General features: G+C 59.2%; 13 protein-coding genes. 10 read left to right on the forward strand and 3 right to left on the reverse strand.

The genetic code is table 11. The features are described 5' to 3' along the window. Window positions 1–253 precede the first annotated feature (253 nt). The gene (locus AC5SEM_RS25575) at window positions 254–1,162 is read right to left on the reverse strand and encodes a LysR substrate-binding domain-containing protein (protein WP_007962273.1); all 909 of its coding nucleotides are present in this window, start codon (window positions 1,160–1,162) and stop codon (window positions 254–256) included. 180 nt (window positions 1,163–1,342) lie between these two features. On the opposite strand from AC5SEM_RS25575, the gene aspA reads away from it, so the two are divergent. The 3 genes from aspA (at window position 1,343) to AC5SEM_RS25590 (ending at window position 5,924) form a co-directional block, all read left to right on the forward strand. Beyond that, window positions 1,343–2,767, forward strand: a complete 1,425-nt coding sequence (gene aspA, locus AC5SEM_RS25580; protein ID WP_053125149.1) for an aspartate ammonia-lyase — start codon at window positions 1,343–1,345, stop codon at window positions 2,765–2,767. 531 nt (window positions 2,768–3,298) lie between these two features. Next, complete coding sequence (locus AC5SEM_RS25585) at window positions 3,299–4,747, forward strand: alanine/glycine:cation symporter family protein (RefSeq protein ID WP_495471527.1); 1,449 nt, start codon at window positions 3,299–3,301, stop codon at window positions 4,745–4,747. A gap of 172 nt (window positions 4,748–4,919) precedes the next feature. Beyond that, window positions 4,920–5,924 (forward strand): asparaginase, encoded by a 1,005-nt coding sequence (locus AC5SEM_RS25590; protein WP_495471528.1) that lies wholly within the window; start codon window positions 4,920–4,922, stop codon window positions 5,922–5,924. Window positions 5,925–5,996: 72 nt separating this feature from the next. On the opposite strand, the gene AC5SEM_RS25595 is transcribed toward AC5SEM_RS25590, so the two are convergent. Continuing rightward, complete coding sequence (locus tag AC5SEM_RS25595) at window positions 5,997–6,428, reverse strand: hypothetical protein (RefSeq protein WP_495471529.1); 432 nt, start codon at window positions 6,426–6,428, stop codon at window positions 5,997–5,999. 398 nt (window positions 6,429–6,826) lie between these two features. On the opposite strand from AC5SEM_RS25595, the gene AC5SEM_RS25600 reads away from it, so the two are divergent. The 5 genes from AC5SEM_RS25600 (at window position 6,827) to AC5SEM_RS25620 (ending at window position 15,720) form a co-directional block, all read left to right on the forward strand. Further along, window positions 6,827–7,819: an AraC family transcriptional regulator gene (locus tag AC5SEM_RS25600; RefSeq protein WP_495471530.1), complete on the forward strand. Its 993-nt coding sequence runs from the start codon at window positions 6,827–6,829 to the stop codon at window positions 7,817–7,819. A 72-nt stretch (window positions 7,820–7,891) separates the two neighbouring features. Beyond that, window positions 7,892–9,781, forward strand: a complete 1,890-nt coding sequence (locus tag AC5SEM_RS25605) for an ankyrin repeat domain-containing protein (protein WP_495471531.1) — start codon at window positions 7,892–7,894, stop codon at window positions 9,779–9,781. A gap of 165 nt (window positions 9,782–9,946) precedes the next feature. Next, the gene (locus tag AC5SEM_RS25610; protein WP_368966353.1) at window positions 9,947–10,972 is read left to right on the forward strand and encodes a histone deacetylase family protein; all 1,026 of its coding nucleotides are present in this window, start codon (window positions 9,947–9,949) and stop codon (window positions 10,970–10,972) included. A gap of 153 nt (window positions 10,973–11,125) precedes the next feature. Beyond that, the gene (locus tag AC5SEM_RS25615) at window positions 11,126–14,446 is read left to right on the forward strand and encodes a dermonecrotic toxin domain-containing protein (RefSeq protein WP_495471532.1); all 3,321 of its coding nucleotides are present in this window, start codon (window positions 11,126–11,128) and stop codon (window positions 14,444–14,446) included. After that, window positions 14,443–15,720 (forward strand): hypothetical protein, encoded by a 1,278-nt coding sequence (locus AC5SEM_RS25620; RefSeq protein ID WP_495471533.1) that lies wholly within the window; start codon window positions 14,443–14,445, stop codon window positions 15,718–15,720. Before AC5SEM_RS25615 ends, AC5SEM_RS25620 begins: the two co-directional genes overlap by 4 nt. Here the strand turns inward: AC5SEM_RS25620 and pdxR are convergent. Further along, on the reverse strand, window positions 15,677–17,230 hold the full coding sequence (gene pdxR / locus AC5SEM_RS25625; RefSeq protein WP_495471534.1) for a MocR-like pyridoxine biosynthesis transcription factor PdxR: 1,554 nt from the start codon (window positions 17,228–17,230) through the stop codon (window positions 15,677–15,679). The two genes, AC5SEM_RS25620 and pdxR, sit on opposite strands and share 44 nt — an antisense overlap. A 92-nt stretch (window positions 17,231–17,322) precedes the next feature. Here pdxR and AC5SEM_RS25630 point away from each other — a divergent pair, with 92 nt between their 5' ends. After that, entirely contained in the window at window positions 17,323–17,946 is a 624-nt protein-coding gene (locus tag AC5SEM_RS25630) for an FMN-binding negative transcriptional regulator (RefSeq protein WP_495471535.1), read from the forward strand. 10 nt (window positions 17,947–17,956) lie between these two features. Next, window positions 17,957–18,403, forward strand: a complete 447-nt coding sequence (locus AC5SEM_RS25635; protein WP_495471536.1) for a GNAT family N-acetyltransferase — start codon at window positions 17,957–17,959, stop codon at window positions 18,401–18,403. Window positions 18,404–18,415: the final 12 nt, after the last annotated feature.

Raw genomic sequence — 18,415 nt, forward strand, 5'->3', positions numbered from 1 at the left:
CGAAAAATGGCCGGACGTGCCGGCCGAAGGCCGCGCAGTATACCGCAAAGAAAGCAATAAACAGCCCCCCGCACGACCATCTGTCATCTGCCGCAAATGCCCGGTTTTATTGACCTGAAGGTCAGCGCCGCAACACCGCAAATCCCCTGTAGGAGTGAGCCTGCTCGCGATGGCGGTGTGTCAGTCACATCGTCGCTGAATGTGCTGACGCTATCGCGAGCAGGCTCACTCCTACATTGGATCTCTGTTCAGGTCAGGAAGCTTGTGCCGCGCCACCCTCGAGCTTGCGCCACAGCAGGCGCACGTTGGCTTTACGCACCAAGGCGCAGCGATACAGGCGAATCTCCAGCGGCACGTGCCATTGCGGGCCGCCGCAGACCACCAGTTCGCCACGCGCCAGCTCAGCACGCACGCTCAGTTGCGGCACCCAGGCAATTCCAAGCCCTTCCAGCGCCATGCTCTTCAGGCTGTCAGCCATCGCGGTTTCGTAGATAGTGGTGAAGCGCAGCTGACGCTGACGCAACAATCCATTCACCGAGCGACCGAGAAACGCCCCGGCGCTATAGGCCAGCAACGGCACGCTCGCCTCCCCCTCCAGATCGAACAACGGCTTGCCATCAGCATCTGCTGCGCACACCGGCAGCATCTCGGTCTGGCCCAAATGCAACGAGGGGAAAATCTCCGGATCCATCTGCATCGCCGCGTCCGGGTCATAGAACGCCAGCATCAAGTCGCAGCCACCTTCACGCAATGCATGCACCGCGTCGCCGACGTTGGTTGCGACCAAGCGCGTGGCGATGTTCAAGCCTTCATTACGCAGTTGTGCAATCCAGCGCGGGAAGAAACCCAGCGCCAGCGAGTGAGCCGCGGCAACCTGCATCACTTCGCCCTGCCCGCCCTCCAGATGATGCAGATGGCGCAGCACTTCACCGAGCTGTTCAACCACCGTGCGCGCGGTCACCAGAAACAATTGCCCCGCTGCCGTCAGCTCGATCGGCGTGCGCGAGCGATTGACCAGGGTCAGCCCCAGCGCAGCCTCGAGACTGCGGATCCGCCGACTGAACGCCGGCTGGGTCACGAAGCGCCGTTCGGCCGCTTGCGAGAAGCTGCGGGTGGCGGCCAGAGCACTGAAGTCCTCGAGCCATTTGCTTTCCAGATTCATCACGTCCTCCCGGACACGCACCAAAACAGGTCACACGTCTGCCGCGCACGCGGCGTCACACGGGCATTATGCCGAATGTGCATAGGGCAGTGCTGAACAGCATTGGCCCAAAATTTCCTACAAGCCTAGCATTCGCAGCGTTCCGGCACAGACCGGGTCCATATCGAGATGATTTCTATCATGTCCTCCGCTGCATCTTTCCGCACAGAAAACGACCTGCTTGGCGCCCTCGAAGTACCGGCTCAAGCGTATTACGGCATCCAGACCCTGCGAGCGGTGAACAACTTCCGTCTCTCCGGCGTTCCGATTTCGCATTACCCGAAACTGGTTGTCGGCCTGGCAATGGTCAAACAGGCCGCTGCTGACGCCAACCGCGAGTTGGGTCACCTGAGCGAAGCCAAGCACGCTGCCATCAGCGAAGCCTGTGCCCGATTGATCCGCGGTGATTACCACGAAGAGTTCGTGGTCGACATGATTCAAGGTGGCGCCGGTACTTCCACCAACATGAACGCCAACGAAGTGATCGCCAACATTGCGCTCGAAGCAATGGGTCACCAGAAAGGCGAGTACCAGTACCTGCACCCGAACGACGACGTCAACATGGCGCAGTCGACCAACGACGCTTACCCAACAGCGATCCGTCTGGGTCTGCTGCTCGGTCACGACACCCTGCTGGCCAGCCTCGACAGCCTGATTCAGGCATTTGCCGCCAAGGGCAAAGAATTCGATCACGTCCTGAAAATGGGCCGTACCCAGCTGCAAGACGCTGTGCCGATGACCCTCGGCCAGGAATTCCGTGCCTTCGCCACTACCATGGGCGAAGACCTGGCCCGTCTGAAGACGCTGGCCCCGGAACTGCTGACTGAAGTAAACCTGGGCGGCACCGCGATCGGCACCGGCATCAACGCCGACCCGCGTTACCAAGCGCTGGCTGTTCAGCGTCTGGCCCTGATCAGCGGTCAACCGCTGGTTCCAGCGGCCGACCTGATCGAAGCGACTTCCGACATGGGCGCCTTCGTGCTGTTCTCCGGGATGCTCAAGCGCACTGCGGTGAAGCTGTCGAAGATCTGCAACGACCTGCGCCTGCTGTCCAGCGGCCCACGCACCGGCATCAACGAAATCAACCTGCCAGCGCGTCAGCCAGGCAGCTCGATCATGCCCGGCAAGGTCAACCCGGTGATTCCGGAAGCTGTGAACCAGGTGGCGTTCCAGGTCATCGGTAACGACTTGGCGCTGACCATGGCAGCCGAAGGCGGCCAACTGCAGCTGAACGTGATGGAGCCGCTGATCGCTTTCAAGATCTTCGACTCGATCCGCCTGCTGCAACGGGCCATGGACATGCTGCGCGAACATTGCATCGTCGGCATCACCGCCAACGAAGCGCGCTGCCGCGAACTGGTCGAACACTCGATCGGTCTGGTCACCGCACTGAACCCGTATATCGGCTACAAAAACGCCACCCGTATCGCCGGCCTCGCACTTGAAAGCGGCCGCGGCGTGCTGGAACTGGTGCGCGAAGAAGGTCTGCTCGACGAAGCCATGCTCGCCGACATCCTGCGCCCGGAAAACATGATTGCTCCACGTCTGGTTCCGCTGAAAGGCTGAACCGACGCGTTACTTGTAGCACCGCTCACCAGGTCGAGGGACTAGACACCTCTCACCTTTTGAGGGCTTGGGGATTTAGTCCCCAAGCCCTTTTTTTTAACTTTCTGACCCTGAGACCCGTATGTCTGGGGACTGAACAATGTGGGAGCGAGCCCGCTCGCGAAGACGGCGGCACATTCAAAAACGATGTGTCTGCAATGCCGCTTTCGCGAGCAGGCTCGCTCCCACACAGAGCAGTTCCTGCACAAGCCCGGCGCCGGTAACGCCGGGTGTTTCAAAGCCTCGTTTCGTCGCTTGCACCACTACCGTGCAGACGGGCGCGTCACTGATCGGTATAGTGCCGCCCCTCTTCGCGTGAGCGGTCGTCGGTAACGAGGCCATAACCCATGCGAAACCCGAACTAATAACAAACCCGCGAAATGGAACCGGACGAAACCTTCGCCTCACCCGTCGTGCCGCGCGCACACCGGTGTAACACGATGTTTCTTCCATCCAGTATTTGCTTACACAATAAACAGCGAGGAAAAATCCATGCTCGAAGTCATTAACGACTTCCTCTCAGGGAAAGTACTGATCGTGCTCATTGTCGGGCTCGGTAGCTACTTCACGATTCGCTCGCGTTTCGTTCAATTGCGCCACTTCTTCCACATGTTCGCGGTGTTCCGCGACAGCCTCAAGGGCAGCGCCGGGCAACTCAGCTCGTTCCAGGCCCTGATGCTCAGCCTTGCCGGCCGAGTGGGTGCAGGCAACATCGCCGGTGTCGGCATCGCCGTGACCCTCGGTGGTCCGGGTGCGGTATTCTGGATGTGGGTGACCGCACTGGTCGGCATGTCCAGCAGCTTCTTCGAATGCACCCTGGCCCAGGTCTACAAGCGCGCCGATGGCGACGGCCTGTACCGTGGCGGCCCGGCCTACTACATCCAGCACGGCCTTAAGCTCAAAGGCATGGCGGTGGTGTTCTCGGTCCTGCTGTTGGTCACCTACGGCTTTGCCTTCATTGGCCTGCAGTCCTACACCGTGACCCACTCGCTGCAGAACGCCTTTGAATTCAACCCACAACACACCGGTATCGTCCTGGCAGTGCTGCTGGCCATCACCTTCCTCGGCGGCATCAAGCGCATCGCCTCGGTGTCCGACCTGCTGGTGCCGATCAAGACTCTGGCCTATATCGGCGTAACCCTATACGTGATCGGTACTCAGATCGAACACGTGCCAGCCATGCTGGAAACCATCTTCAAGAGCGCCTTCGGTCTTGACCCGGCCTTTGGCGGCCTGCTTGGCAGCGCCATCGTCATGGGCGTGAAGCGTGGCGTATTCGCCAACGAAGCGGGCTTGGGCAGTGCACCGAACGTCGCCGCTGTGGCTGCCGTGAAGCACCCGGGCGCGCAGGGCGTGGTTCAGGCTTTCAGCGTGTTCCTCGACACCTTCGTGATCTGCACCTGCACCGCGCTGCTGATCCTGCTGTCGGGCTTCTACACCCCGGGCTTCGAAGGTGACGGCATCGTCCTGACCCAGAACTCGCTGGCCGCTGTGGTCGGTGACTGGGGTCGCATGTTCGTCAGCGTCGCGCTGTCGCTGTTCGTCTTCACCTGCATCCTCTACAACTACTACCTGGGCGAAAACAGCCTGCAGTTCCTCACCCGCAACCGCGCCGCGCTGATGATTTTCCGCGGCCTGGTGCTGGCGCTGGTGGTATGGGGTTCGATGCAGGACCTGTCGACGGTGTTCGCCTTCGCCGACATCACCATGACCTGCCTGGCCTTCGTCAACCTGGTGGCCCTGGCCATGCTGTTCAAGGTCGGCATGCGTGTGATGCGCGACTACGACGAGCAGCGCCGCGCCGGCGTCAAACAGCCTGTGTTCGACTCGAGCAAATTTGCCGATCTGGACCTCGACCTGAAGGCCTGGCCGACCAATCCGTCTGCCGCTGCCGGCCAGACCGAAGCCGAGCCGCAAGGCGTACCTGCAGCGCAACGCTGACAGGTGAATGACGGGCGCATCCCCTGCGCCCGTCAGTTATTGTGGTGCAATAACTTGTAGGAGTGAGCCTGCTCGCGATAGCGGTCTTTCAACCAACATCAATGTTGAACGATGAACCGCCATCGCGAGCAGGCTCGCTCCCACAAGGACCTCATCCTTTCGGAGAATCCCCATGAATTCGTCGACCTACCCCGCCGCCCAGCACGTCATGGTGCTCTACACCGGTGGCACCATCGGTATGCAGGCCAGCGCCAATGGCCTGGCCCCGGCGTCCGGTTTCGAAGCGCGGATGCGCGACTACCTGCACAGCCAGCCTGAACTCGTCGTACCGCAGTGGCAGTTCCGGGAAATGTCGCCGCTGATCGACAGCGCCAACATGACCCCGGCCTACTGGCAGCAACTGCGTGAAGCGGTGGTCGATGCCGTTGATGTGCAAGGTTGCGACAGCGTGCTGATCCTGCACGGCACCGACACGCTGGCCTATAGCGCGGCTACAATGAGCTTCCAGTTGCTCGGCCTGCATGCGCGAGTTTGCTTCACCGGTTCGATGCTGCCGGCCGGTGTTACCGACAGCGATGCCTGGGAAAACCTCGGCGGCGCACTGGTTGCCCTCGGCCAAGGTCTGGCGCCGGGCGTGCATCTGTACTTCCACGGCGAACTGCTGGCGCCGACCCGTTGCGCGAAAGTGCGCAGCTTCGGCCGTCATCCGTTCAAGCGTCTGGAGCGTCAGGGCGGCGGTGTCAAAGCCCCTTCGATTCCAGCGTCGTTGAACTACAACCAGCCGAAACAACTGGCCAAGGTTGCGGTGTTGCCACTGTTCCCGGGCATCAGCGCTGAAGTGCTCGACGGTCTGCTCGACAGCGGCATTCAAGGTCTGGTGCTGGAGTGCTACGGCAGCGGTACAGGGCCGAGCGACAACCCTGAGTTTCTGGCAAGCCTTGGCCGTGCGCGGGACAACGGCGTAGTCGTGGTTGCTGTGACGCAATGCCATGAGGGTGGCGTTGAGCTGGATGTGTATGAGGCGGGCAGTCGCTTGCGCGGTGTTGGCGTGTTGTCCGGCGGTGGCATGACTCGCGAGGCAGCGTTCGGCAAGTTACACGGCCTGCTCGGTGCAGGGCTTAACACACAGGAAGTTCGTCAACTGGTTGAGCTGGACCTGTGTGGCGAGCTGGTCTGACCAGCGCCGCCCAATACATCTCTCGTCATAAATAAACCTTCCTGCAAAATTGATGCAGGAAGGTTTAAACAATCAATCTAATGTAACTTCAAATTTTCCGCCGGTAAGCTTGGAGTTATTGTCTCTATCGCCCTGCACATTATCCAGCAATCCAGCGATTTTTTTACTGCCCTCTTGCCACTCGACTCGAATCCAGCCCTTTGTCGCCACCCACTCTTGCACAGAATTCTGAAACAACAAATAAACAGGGTCGCCGTGCCCCACAAACTCCACTTTCTTATTCAAATGAGCTTTGCCGATTACCACGCCGATAATATTATTGCGGTCCGGATCTCCGCCGCTCATATCGAAGTCCAAAACAATATTATTTGCACGGACTTCGGCGTGAATGACCGGAAATGTTTGCTTTTGACCGTCAACCTCCACAGTGATTTGGCCTTGAAGCGCCGTCTTGCTGCCTTTGAAAAATTCGAGCGGATATTCTTTAGCTTGTGAACGGTTCATTTAAATCTCCTTTTTCGACACATTAGTCAAAATTCATATCTACTGAAAAACCCGCAACACCCACTAAACAACTAGCGACATCCACTGGCAAACTAGACCCAACTTATGGAGCTGTCAAAAAAAATACCTACAAATAAAAATATTCGACAAACGGTTAACAATTCGCCAAAAACCTGTAATTTCTGACAGTAGACCAACCGCAGCTTAAACTTTAGAATTGACATGCACCATGTCCTGCTCTAATTATTCGAAGTTAACTTTAAAAAACATAACTTGCAAATTGCAAATCTCTCGCCAGTGATTGGAAGTTTAACTTTCAATATATTCTCAACATTACAAATTATCTGAACGGCACATAAATTGCTGGGGTATCCCTATCCATGATCGGGAAACTTCTTATGCTCCACTCCCACCTCACCACCCTTAACGCCGTCTCGCTGATCCTCAACACCTTCAAAGCCGAAGGCCTGTCGAGCGAAGCGTTGCTGGCCGGCAGCGGTATCAGTGCGGCGGATCTCAGCCGTGCCGACACGCGTATCACCACCAATCAGGAGATGCAGGTCTGCGCCAACGCGGTCGCGCTCAAGCGCGATATCGGTCTGGAACTGGGCCGGCGCATGCATGTTTCTTGCTACGGCATCCTCGGGTACGCACTGCTCACCTGTGCCACCTTCGGTGACGCTCTACGCCTGGCGATCCGGTATCCGGCGCTGTTGGGAACACTTTTCGAACTGAGCCTGGAAGACGATGGCGAGCGCGTCTGGTTCGTCGCTGCCGATTATCGCGAGAGCCCGGCGATGGCGGTGTTCAATGCCGAGTTCTGCCTGGTGTCGCTGAAGGTCATTTGCGATGACCTGCTCGGGCATCCACTGCCCTTGCTCGCCACGCGCTTCGAACACGCCGCGCCGGACTATCGCGACAGCTATGCCGAGCACTTCGACAGCCCGTTGCACTTCACCGCCAAGGACAACGCCTTTGCCTTCGACCGTCACTGGCTCGACCAACCGCTGCCGCTGGCCGATCTCATCACCCATCAAGCCATGGCCGAACGTTGCCGCAAACAGAACCTGGAGTTCACCGGGCGTCAGGCGTGGCTGGGGCGGATTCGGCAGCTGCTCAGCGCGCAATTGAACGCCGCGCCAGGGCTGGAGGGTTTGGCACAACAGATGAAATGCTCGCCGCGCACCTTGCGCCGGCATCTCAAGGACATGGGCAGCAGCTATCAGGAACTGCTCGATGAGCTGCGCTTCGAACGGGCGAAGCAGATGTTGTGTGAGGACCAGTTGCCGATCTATCGCATTGCCGAAACTCTTGGCTTCAGTGAGACTGCCAGCTTCCGCCATGCCTTCGTGCGCTGGAGCGGCGTGGCGCCGAGCCAGTTCCGACCTTGAGATAAATCAGGCACCGAGCCATCAGCTGAACTACATTACGCAGCCCAATCACGTTGCCGGTGTTTTTGTTTGATGCCTCTTTTTCGCCGCGGCTCACGCCTTGCCTTGCTCGCTGTATTGCTCAATTTGCCAATGGCCGTCCAAGCCATTCAACTAGACTGGTGGGGCCGCCCGCCGCATCCGACCGTCGATGCGCCCGAGGATGGCAAAACCATCATCCCGATCCCCGCCGCGGCACAGCCCCTCGATAGGCAGAAACCTTTGACGGGATTGATCAGCGGCTTTCGCGGCCTCTTCTACCTTAACGTCTACAGCGATGAAAACTACCGCGAGCGTCTGCACAAGCTTGGACCGATTCCGCTGCTCACCGCCGATGAGTTCCACAACTGCATAACCGAATTCCAATACATGAACCTGTCATCGTCGGCGCAACGCACCGACATTGCACAGGGCATCGTGGTCGATACGCTGAGTTTCGATTGCGTCAAAACCAATGGCTGGGAAACCAAACGTTATCTGCTGATCGACTGGCGTACGCCCGGCACCCCATTGCTGGCCTTGGGACGGGTTCGCGGAGATCACATGCTTGCGTTTCAGCCATTGCAGGAAACGCCGGCCCCGGTGCTCGACACCTGGCTCAAGAGCATCGAAGGCGCCCGTGACGCCATGCGCCATGACGTTCCCGAAGCGCCGCTGAGCATCGTGGTTGATCCGCAACCCTACCTTGCCGGTGACGGAGCCTTGCAACTTTGGGAACTGCATCAGCAACTGAGCAAGGCCAGCGACAAACGCCCGGTACTGAAGAAGGTCGATGAGCTGTTTCTGAATCAGGACTATCGCCGCATTGGCGCCGACCAGAAGGAATACACCGGCCAACTCAATGACATCGCCTACTGGAAAAGCGAACTGACGCCGGACGAAGGCTCCCGGCAGTGGCTGCTGGAAGTTGTACGCCGGGCCCCGCAACGCATTCCGGTGTACCTCAACCTCGCGGATCAGGCCTGGAAGGGTTACGAAAAAGCGCCGGCCTACACCACGCAATTCGCCTTGGCGCAGGAGTATTACCGGATCTATTGCGGCCTGCGCCTGCAACGCAATATGAGCGTGCCCGAGCGCGTGATGCAACGGCTTGGCCTCAAGCAGGCCGATCCTCAGGCCTGCCAGGCACAATGGCCGTTGATCGAGGCTGTCGACCAGCAAGACGCGGCCCGTGTGAAGCAATTGCTCGACAGTGGCCTCCAAGCGAAAACCCTCGGTGAGGACGGCCGCAGTGCCTTATCGCACGCACTGGATGCACCGAACTTCGCTATTGCCCGTTTGTTGCTTGAACGCGGCGCAGCCACCAGCGGGATCAACGGCAGCGAGCCGCTGGTAATGCAGGCATTCAACAAGGATCTCAAGACCAACAAGGATCCGGAACAGGGCCAGCGCACGCAGTTTCTACTCAGTGTCGGCGCCGCCATCGACGAACCCGATGCACGGGGTGAAACCCTGTTGATGCAGCGCGTGTCACAACGCGATGACGCACTGTTCAACTGGCTGTTCAAGCACCCGCAAAACCTTGATCGACGGCAGAGCAAAGAACAGCGTACCGCGTTGTACGAAGCGATCTACCGTAACAACTATGCGGCGGCCAAACGTCTGGTGGAGGCCGGCGCGCAACTGAATCTGCTCTACCCCGCCGGGCGCTGCTACGAGCGTGATCGCATGGATTCGGCGCTGTATTTGCTGGCCAGCGAGGCGCCAAGAAGCGACATGGACAATGAACTCGCCCGGCAACAGGTGCTGGAACTGTTCACACTGATGTTGGAGAAAGGCGCCGACCCGACGCTGGGCGATGCTTGCACAGGTGATGCCTACGAAAAACTGCGCACCGTGTTGGAGCAACGTAAACGCGCGGACTGGTTAGAAGTGCTCGATCGCCATCAATCGGTGTACAACCAGAAGCCGACACGTCTCTAATCACCTGCAGGCGCCCCGTCAGTGGGCGCCTTGCGTCTGCGAGGGGCGAATTTCGGTCACTTTTTTTGGCCATATCAGTCCCCTTTTGGCCTTTCCTGCCGTTCTCCGATTCGCTTCGCGCCGCAACACTGAGAGCAACCGAATCAGCCCTGCGGAGAACAACAAATGCTGACGATCTACTCGGACGATCACCACCTGCACCATGGCCGCTGCGAACTCATCGATGGCCAGCTCAAACCGTGCTTCGAGATGCCGTCGCGCGCCGACCATGTGCTGCAACGCGTGAAAAACCAGAACCTCGGCCCGGTCGAGGCACCGAAGGATTTCGGTCTGCAGCCGATCGCCCGTATCCACAGCCAAGACTATCTCGACTTTTTCAAAGGTGCGTGGGCGCGCTGGACTGAATTCAACACCGATGGCGACTTGTTGCCCTACACCTGGCCGGCGCGCACCCTGCGGGCAATCAAACCGACCAGCCTGCACGGCCAGCTCGGCTATTACAGCTTCGACGGCGGTGCGCCGATCACCGCCGGCACCTGGCAAGCGGCCTACAGCGCGGCGCAAGTTGCCCTGACCGCACAAGCGCAAATCCAGCGTGGCGCGCGCAGTGCCTTCGCCCTGTGCCGTCCGCCGGGACACCACGCCGCCAGCGATTTGATGGGCGGTTATTGCTACCTCAACAATGCCGCCATCGCCGCCCAGGCGTTCCTCGATCAGGGCCACAAGAAGGTCGCGATCCTTGACGTCGACTATCACCACGGCAATGGCACGCAGTCGATTTTCTATGAGCGCAGCGACGTGCTGTTCACCTCGATCCACGGTCATCCGGAAGCGGAGTTCCCGTTCTTTCTCGGCTACGACGACGAGCGTGGCGAAGGCGCCGGTGAAGGTTTCAACTTCAATTATCCGCTGCCCGCCGGTTCCGGTTGGGACGTGTGGAGTGCAGCACTGGATCAGGCCTGCGACGAGATCGATCGCTACGGCGCCGACGTGATTGTCGTTTCGCTCGGCGTCGACACGTTCAAGGACGATCCGATCTCGCAGTTCAAACTCGACAGTCCGGATTATCTGGCAATGGGCAAGCGTATTGCCGCCCTCGGCAAACCGACGCTGTTCGTCATGGAAGGTGGCTACGCCGTGGAAGAAATCGGCATCAATGCGGTGAACGTGCTCGAAGGGTTCGAGCAATAAACCAACTCAATCCCGATCAACAAAACCCGACCCGCTCAGGCGGGTCTTTTTTTGCCTGCAATATTTATCTACCGCACGGGCCCTGCGGCCCGCCTCTACCTTGCCTGAAACCGCCGCCCTTTCCGCGCGCGTCTATCAGAGCAGGAATTGCCCATGCCCGAAATCCCCTCGTCCAGTGCCGTCGATGTCGTGACCCAACTGGTGACCGGCCCTTCGTTGCGAGAAGTCGCCTCGAAAACCTTGCGTCCGGCACTCAAGACGCTGTATCCGCAGCTCGATCTCGACCCGCAGTCAGCCATGGTCGTGAGACCGACCTGGGTCATTGAAGGCGATCAAGTCGTACCCGGCCGCCCTCTGATCGAATCGCTGACCGACACACTGGTGCGTCTGGGCCTCTGCGGAATCACCGTGGCGTATCTCGACGGTGAACATTACCTGACGTTGCAGCCTGACCTGCCCTCAGCCATCCAGCTACCGGTAAAAATCAGCGCGATCGGCAAGCTGCTCAATGAACTGGCACCTTTGCTGTTCATTGCCTACAAGGAACAGCAAGTCGAGTATTGGGACGAATTCACCTACCCGGGACAACCGCGCTGGCAGCAATTGTCGCAAGCCTTGCGCAACCTCTGGAGCGTCGAGGCCAATCCCGACTGGAATACCAACCAGCGCGCCATGGTCGAGGCGGTTTACCGGCACCCGGACAAACACCAGCGCCTGCCAACCGGCAACTACCAGGTACGCGCCTGCCTGATCGATCTGGACCGCACCAAGGGTGACGACCAAGAGCATCTGACGCTCCTCGATATGGCTGTGCTGATCGGTACCGACGGCAAAAGCACCTGGATCGTGACGCATTCGGTGATTCAGGGTTTCGAGAGTTTCGAATCACTGGATGAACTCGGCAAAGCCTTGCCCCGTCGCTACTGGAAAGGAGCCTCCGGTGCCGGACTGAAATGGCGACTGTTCGAACCGCAGGGTAACTTCTTCGACTATCAGGCGTGTACCTTGATCGCGCTTGAAGCGGAAGCCCTCGGCGAAATCAGTTTCTTTCAGGATTCGAACGCCAACCCGCTCTACCCGCATGCAGGGACTGTCGGCGACCCTCGAGAACCGACACCACGCCTCAAACCTCATATCGAGCGCTTGCCTCCGATGCTGCCCGCCTGGCTCGACAGTGCGGCGCCTGCCGATCAAACCCGTTACAGCCGGCATCTGCTGGATCTGACCATGATCCAGCATACGAACAAGGGAACATCATTCCAGAGCGAAGTCATCGGCCTGCAAGCCTTCGCCCGCGATGCCTTGAAAAAACAGATGCTCAAGGATCATCCGCTGGCCGGCGACGTGAAGATCGATGACATCGAAATCAGCATCACCAGCCTGGTGGTCTGGGGCACGTTCGTCTTGCCGGGTAATACTCAGACCCAGACGCTGTCGCTCATCGAACTCGCCCTGCAAAACCTCGCGGGGCAGCCAACCGGCAATAAAACCGCACGCTACAAGGATGGCGGCGTGTTGCCTGAGTGGATGACCGTGAGCTACCTGGAACAACTGGTGAGCAGCGTCGATATCGGCAAGACCTACCTGGCGCACCTGCAAAACCTGCTGGTCGACGACAGCGAAAAGGCGGCAGCGCTGCAAGGTCTATACACCAGCCAATTGCCCATCGAATTGCCGCTGCTGGCGTTGCAACACAAGATACAAGGCAAGACCGGCATTACCGAGCAGGGTTACCGCTATGTCGTTGCCGCATTGGCCAACACTGGCGATGAACGCCATGTTGATCGCGAAGAAATTGTCATCCGTCCGCTGGCGTTCATGGCCCATCGCAGCCGTTCACAGGCGGACACCGTCAACAACATGTTCGTCATCGGCCCGCGTGACGTGGATAAAGGACCGTGCGTGCTTTATCGGCCACTGTTCGAAATGGCGCTGATGCAGTTCCCCTCCCACGCCAACCTGCTGTACGAAATCCAGCATTCGCAACATCTGCGCGAGTCGGTGCTGGCCTGGTTACCGGACGATGTGCGCTTCAACTACAGCCAGTTCGTCTTCACCGCCCGACTGCCTTCGGTCTGGACGATCCCGCAATCGCTGGTGAACCCCTTCACCGCCCTCGACATGTCCGGCCCCGTCACCCTGTCGACTGCGACGATTGAGTTCGATGTACTGGCGACGCTGCATGACAGCAACGTGCAGGCGGTCATCACCCAGGCCGATCGCCAGTCGGTCTCCGATGCAGAGGCGCGCTGGGCCACGCTCAAACGCGGCGGCTGGATGATGTTCAATGCGGCGTTGCCGTTCCTCGGGCGCAGCGTCGGCACAGCTGCGTGGATCTGGCAGATCATGGACGACCTGCAAGAGATCAGCGACGTCGCCAATGAGCAATCCGGCAAGATCGCCTGGACCGCACTGGCCGACATTCTTCTGGCGTTGGGCATGGTCCTCGCCCATCGGGCAGCGGTGGGTGATCAGCCCATCCGTGAGGCGTTTCCGCAGGAAGAACCGGCACCGACGGTCACTACCGACATCGTGGTCAGCAAACCGGCGCAGTTGCCTGACATCTCCAGCACCGAACTGCCCATTACGCATGAGATGGTGGTCAACCCTTTTACTGCACTGAAACGATCGCCCGTCGCGCTTGCGGCGCTGCTCGACAGTTTCCAGATCACCAAACCCAGAGGCATCGGCGATGCCGCCGGCGAAGGCACGCACAAGCACCTCTATCCCCGCCAGAAACAATGGTTCGCCCCCGTGGGCAAGCGCTGGTTCGAGGTCATCATCAATGAACACGCCGAGGTCCAGATCATCGACTCACGCCAGCAACCGTCGCGTAACGGACCGCTGCTGACCCGCACCGCCAACGGTGAATGGGTGATCGACCTTCGATTGCGCCTGCGAGGCGGCGGGCTCGACATTGCCCATCAGGAGATTCAGGACACCCACAAACTCGACGCGGCACAACTGATCACCGAAATCAGCGCCTTTGACGCCACGATGAAAGCCAAACAGCTGCAAATCGACGCCGAACACGACGCGTTCAAAGACGCACTTGCGTCAGTACGAGCGCAAGCGCGCCAGCAGTATCTGACTACGCTCGAATCCCAACGCAAGGCGTACGGTACGAGCGTCGAACAGATTAAGGCGTTGCATCAGAAACAACCCATTCCCAACTACCGGAAAACCATGACTCAGCGCCTGGCGATGCAGTTGTTTCTTGGGCAGGAATGGCTTGAGATTCACTCCACAGAGTTCAAAGCCAACTTGAAAACCATGCAGGCGATGCTTGCCGGTGAAGCCGGTTTCGCACAGCGGTCATTTGTTCAGATTTTTGAAGAAATGACTGATCAGACTCAGGCCATCATTGAAAAAATAGAGTTGGCTGAAACTCGTTTTGATGAACTGAAGCTGCTGGGGAAAAAGCTGTCGAAGTTGTTCGCACCTATCGCAAGGCATTGCCCGACTATGATTTGAACGACCTCAAACTTTTGCAGATCAGTCTCGGCCAGGAGATCTGCATCAAGGCCGGTGAAACGGCGACTGCTGCCAATGCCTATGAGGCGCTTGCCAGTCTCATCGAAGACGCGACGCTGAGCATCCAGAGCACGTTGAATCTGACCGCCGATGAAAGCCTGGACAACCTGCGCGAACGCACGGATGTCTTGAGCAATGTCGCCGAACAGTTTTCCTCCATTGATCAACGCTTGGGCGATCTGCTCATCGACTATCCCGAACAGATCTACACCGAGCGACTGGAGAATGTGCGCAAACGAGTGATCGGGTTCAAAGCGCGCACGGATACAAAGCTGGCCGAACTGCTGCGCTACAAGCACCTGCTGGAACCGACACCGGGTCCTTCGAGGCCGAGATCATCGACGCGCCAGATCATCAAGACCAAATCCAGGGGCACGGTGGTCGGTGTTAGGAGAAAGCGCATCAACGGTCAACACGCCGACGTGGTGGAAGTACGGAGCACCCTGAAAGGGGTCATCGCAACATTCGAGGAAGAGTCACCCGGTGTCTGGGTCGAACAACGCACGGCAAAACCCAAACCGCCCAAAGCCAGTGCCAGCCTCAATACCAGCATTCGTGAAGGCCAGGCCCTGATCGACGGCTTGGCCGCATTCCACCGCCGTATCGAGGCCCAACTCAAACGGGGGCGGCGTATTCCTGTCGAGGTTGAGGAGGACTATCACAAGCATGCCGCTGCCCTGCGCGAAGCCAACGCAGCGATCAGTGAAGCATTGACCACCAGCAATCTGACCGCCGACCTCAAGAAGCCGACCGAGGAGCTCGCCCACAAGCTTGACGAGGCTGCCAACTCCCTTGACGAAAAAGGCACCAGCACCCGCATCGGGATGGTCAAGCAACAGCCACCGACGGCGGCTGGAGTTCAGTGGCTGAAAGACAAAGGCGAAGTGAAGATCTTGCAAACCGTGACTCGACGCCGGCTCAAAGGTGCAGACCTCGGTTTCCTCGACGAGTACGAAATCCGCGACGCTCACAACAACAAGGTCGTGTGCTACGCGCATTTTCACTACAGCAGCGTGAAAGCCCCCGTCACGCCATTTCCCGTCGGGCATATGAAAACCGTGGCTCAGCGACGTATGGGAGGCGCCTATGAGCCGCGCTTTCTGAGTAATCAGGCGCTGATCGAAATCCATCGCAGCGGTATTTCCGACAAGTCTGCGCGAGCGCTGTTTCTCACACCTGCCACGCCTGTCGCAACCGAGTCAGCGCCGCTTTGATTGCCGGTTCAGGGACTGCAGCAAAACCCAGTACCAGCCCGGCACGCTGGTTCAGAGGCGTCGTGGAATCGGGCAGCCAGTAGCTGCTCAAGCCGTTGATCTCCACGTCGGCGCGGGCGGCTTGCTCAATGAGTTGCTGCTCGCGCTCGATGCTGTCGACCGCCACGGTCAAGTGCAGTCCGGCCGAGACAGCGGGTAAGTCGCCGACGCCGGCAATGGCACTCGGCCAGCCGTCGAGCAAGGTATTGCGACGGCTCAGGGCGGCGCGGCGCATGCGTCGGATATGTCGCTGAAAATGCCCGGCGGCCATGAATTCGGCCATTACCGCTTGAGTACTGACCTCGGAATGGCGGACATCGACGGCCCGGCGTTGCGAGAATGCATCGACCAGCGCCGGGGGCAGTACCAGATAACCGAGGCGCAATGCCGGAAACGCGACTTTGCCGAAAGTGCCGACATACAGCACTCGCCCCTGTCGATCGAGGGCCGCCAAAGGCGCCAGCGGCGCACCGGTGTAGCGGTATTCGCCATCGTAATCGTCCTCGACAATCCAGCCTTGGCTACGCTCGGCCCAGGCGAGCAGTTCGAGGCGTCGCGCCAGGCTCATCACCACGCCGGTCGGGTACTGATGTGAGGGCGTGACATACGCCACCCGACAATCCCCGGTGGCCGATAGCGCCGAGCAATCCATGCCCTCTTCGTCCACGGCAATGCCGTGCAAACGAGCGCCTGCCACAGCGAACGCATGACCGGCCGCGCGGTAGCCAGGATTCTCGATCGCCACAGCGTCGCCCGGCGCCACCAGCAACTGTGCACAAAGGCTAATACCTTGCTGTGCGCCGCTGGTGATCACAATTTGCTCAGGTGAACACTGCATGCCGCGCGAACTGCGTAAATAGGCAGCGATCATTGCACGCAGGCGTGCATCGCCGGACGGATCGCCGTAGCACAGTTGCTCCAGATCCGGTTTACGCCAGAAAGCCGCGTTCAGCTTGGCCCACACCTCGAACGGGAACAGATCAAACGCCGGAACACCCACCCGAAAAGCTCGCGGCGGACCACTCGGTGGCCGAGCCAAATGGTTCTTTTCGATGCGCGAAAAACTATCGCTGTGGATAACTTTACTGGATGAAATTACAGGTAAATCCAGCCAATTTGTGGATAAGGCTGTGGGTAAGCCTGTTGAAAACCCTGTGGATACTTTTGTGGATAATTTTTTCGCAGGGCTCGCTACCGGCATCAATTGTGCGACGTAGGTGCCATCGCCTACCCGCCCTTCGATAAAGCCTTCGGCATACAGTTGATCGTAGGCGCGCACCACGCTGTTGCGGGAAATCCCCAACGCCGCCGCCAGATCGCGACTGGCCGGCAACCGCGTGCCGCTCGCCAGCCGTCCATCCAGTACCCGCAGGCGCAACGCCTGATAGAGCTGACGACTCAAACCCTGGCGACGATCAAGCTCGATACCGGCGGGGTTGAATGGCATGGACATCGTTGGCGAATCGGACATGACAATGGACCTATGAAATTGGTCATCAATGGCTCTTACAACAGACCAATAGCCTGCCTACGATGCAGGCATTCGCCAAGGAAAATCTGTCCATGTACACGCCACGCGCCTTTGCCATCGAAGACCTGTCCCAACTGCACGAACTGATTCTCGCCACCCGCCTCGCCATTCTGGTGACTCACGGCGAAAGTGGCCTGCAAGCCAGCCATGTGCCGGTGCTGCTGCATTGCGAACAAGGCGAGTACGGCACGCTCTACGGGCACCTGGCCCGCGCCAATCCACAGTGGAAAGACTTGCGCGACGGCGCCGAGGCCATGCTGATCTTCGCTGGCGCCGACGCCTACGTCAGCCCGGGCTTTTATCCGAGCAAGGCCGAGCACGGCAAAGTCGTGCCGACCTGGAACTACGTCGCCGTGCACGCCTATGGCCACGCCGAAACCTTCAGCGATGGTGGGCGTTTGCTCGACATCGTCAGCACCCTCACCGACCGCCATGAAGCCGGCCGCGCACAACCGTGGTCAGTTGCCGATGCGCCCGCCGATTACATCGACGGCATGCTCAAGGCGATTGTCGGTTTCGCCATTCCCATCGACCGTCTCGAAGGCAAGCGCAAACTCAGCCAGAACCGCAGCGCCGAAGACATTGCCGGCGTGCGCGAAGGCCTCGCTGCCAGCCCGGAAATCAATGATCAAACCCTCGCCCGATTGATGCGCTAAGGAAATCACCATGAGTCAGATCGACATTCGCCAGGTCAGCGCCGACGACCACGCCGCGTGGCTACCGCTGTGGCAGGCTTACTTGCGTTTCTACAACACTGAATTGCCGGAAGCGGTGACGCACAGCACCTGGCAGCGTTTCCTCGACCCGAGCGAACCGACCCACGCGGCATTGGCCTGGGCCGACGGCAAGGCGGTGGGCATGGTGCATTACATCTATCACCGCTCGAACTGGAGCATCGAAAACTCCTGCTACCTGCAGGATCTGCTGGTAGTGCCGGAAACCCGTGGCAGCGGTGTCGGCCGCCTGTTGATCGAACACGTTTACGCCACGGCCAAGGCTGACGGTTGCGGCAAAGTGCACTGGCTGACCCACGAAACCAACGCCACCGCGATCCAGCTGTACGAGCGCATCGCCGAGCGCCCGGGCTTCATCCAGTTTCGCAAAGCCATTTAAGGAGACGCGTAC

The sequence above is a fragment of the Pseudomonas sp. CH61 genome, from assembly GCF_059429415.1.

Bases quoted from the DNA above. Each gene is read 5' to 3' on its own strand.
- pdxR (WP_495471534.1), bottom strand. From the start codon at position 17,230: ATGTCCGATTCGCCAACGATGTCCATGCCATTCAACCCCGCCGGTATC.
- AC5SEM_RS25595 (WP_495471529.1), bottom strand. From the start codon at position 6,428: ATGAACCGTTCACAAGCTAAAGAATATCCGCTCGAATTTTTCAAAGGC.
- AC5SEM_RS25630 (WP_495471535.1), top strand. From the start codon at position 17,323: ATGTACACGCCACGCGCCTTTGCCATCGAAGACCTGTCCCAACTGCAC.
- AC5SEM_RS25600 (WP_495471530.1), top strand. From the start codon at position 6,827: ATGCTCCACTCCCACCTCACCACCCTTAACGCCGTCTCGCTGATCCTC.
- AC5SEM_RS25605 (WP_495471531.1), top strand. From the start codon at position 7,892: ATGCCTCTTTTTCGCCGCGGCTCACGCCTTGCCTTGCTCGCTGTATTG.
- AC5SEM_RS25610 (WP_368966353.1), top strand. From the start codon at position 9,947: ATGCTGACGATCTACTCGGACGATCACCACCTGCACCATGGCCGCTGC.
- AC5SEM_RS25635 (WP_495471536.1), top strand. From the start codon at position 17,957: ATGAGTCAGATCGACATTCGCCAGGTCAGCGCCGACGACCACGCCGCG.
- AC5SEM_RS25575 (WP_007962273.1), bottom strand. From the start codon at position 1,162: ATGAATCTGGAAAGCAAATGGCTCGAGGACTTCAGTGCTCTGGCCGCC.
- AC5SEM_RS25590 (WP_495471528.1), top strand. From the start codon at position 4,920: ATGAATTCGTCGACCTACCCCGCCGCCCAGCACGTCATGGTGCTCTAC.
- AC5SEM_RS25585 (WP_495471527.1), top strand. From the start codon at position 3,299: ATGCTCGAAGTCATTAACGACTTCCTCTCAGGGAAAGTACTGATCGTG.
- aspA (WP_053125149.1), top strand. From the start codon at position 1,343: ATGTCCTCCGCTGCATCTTTCCGCACAGAAAACGACCTGCTTGGCGCC.
- AC5SEM_RS25615 (WP_495471532.1), top strand. From the start codon at position 11,126: ATGCCCGAAATCCCCTCGTCCAGTGCCGTCGATGTCGTGACCCAACTG.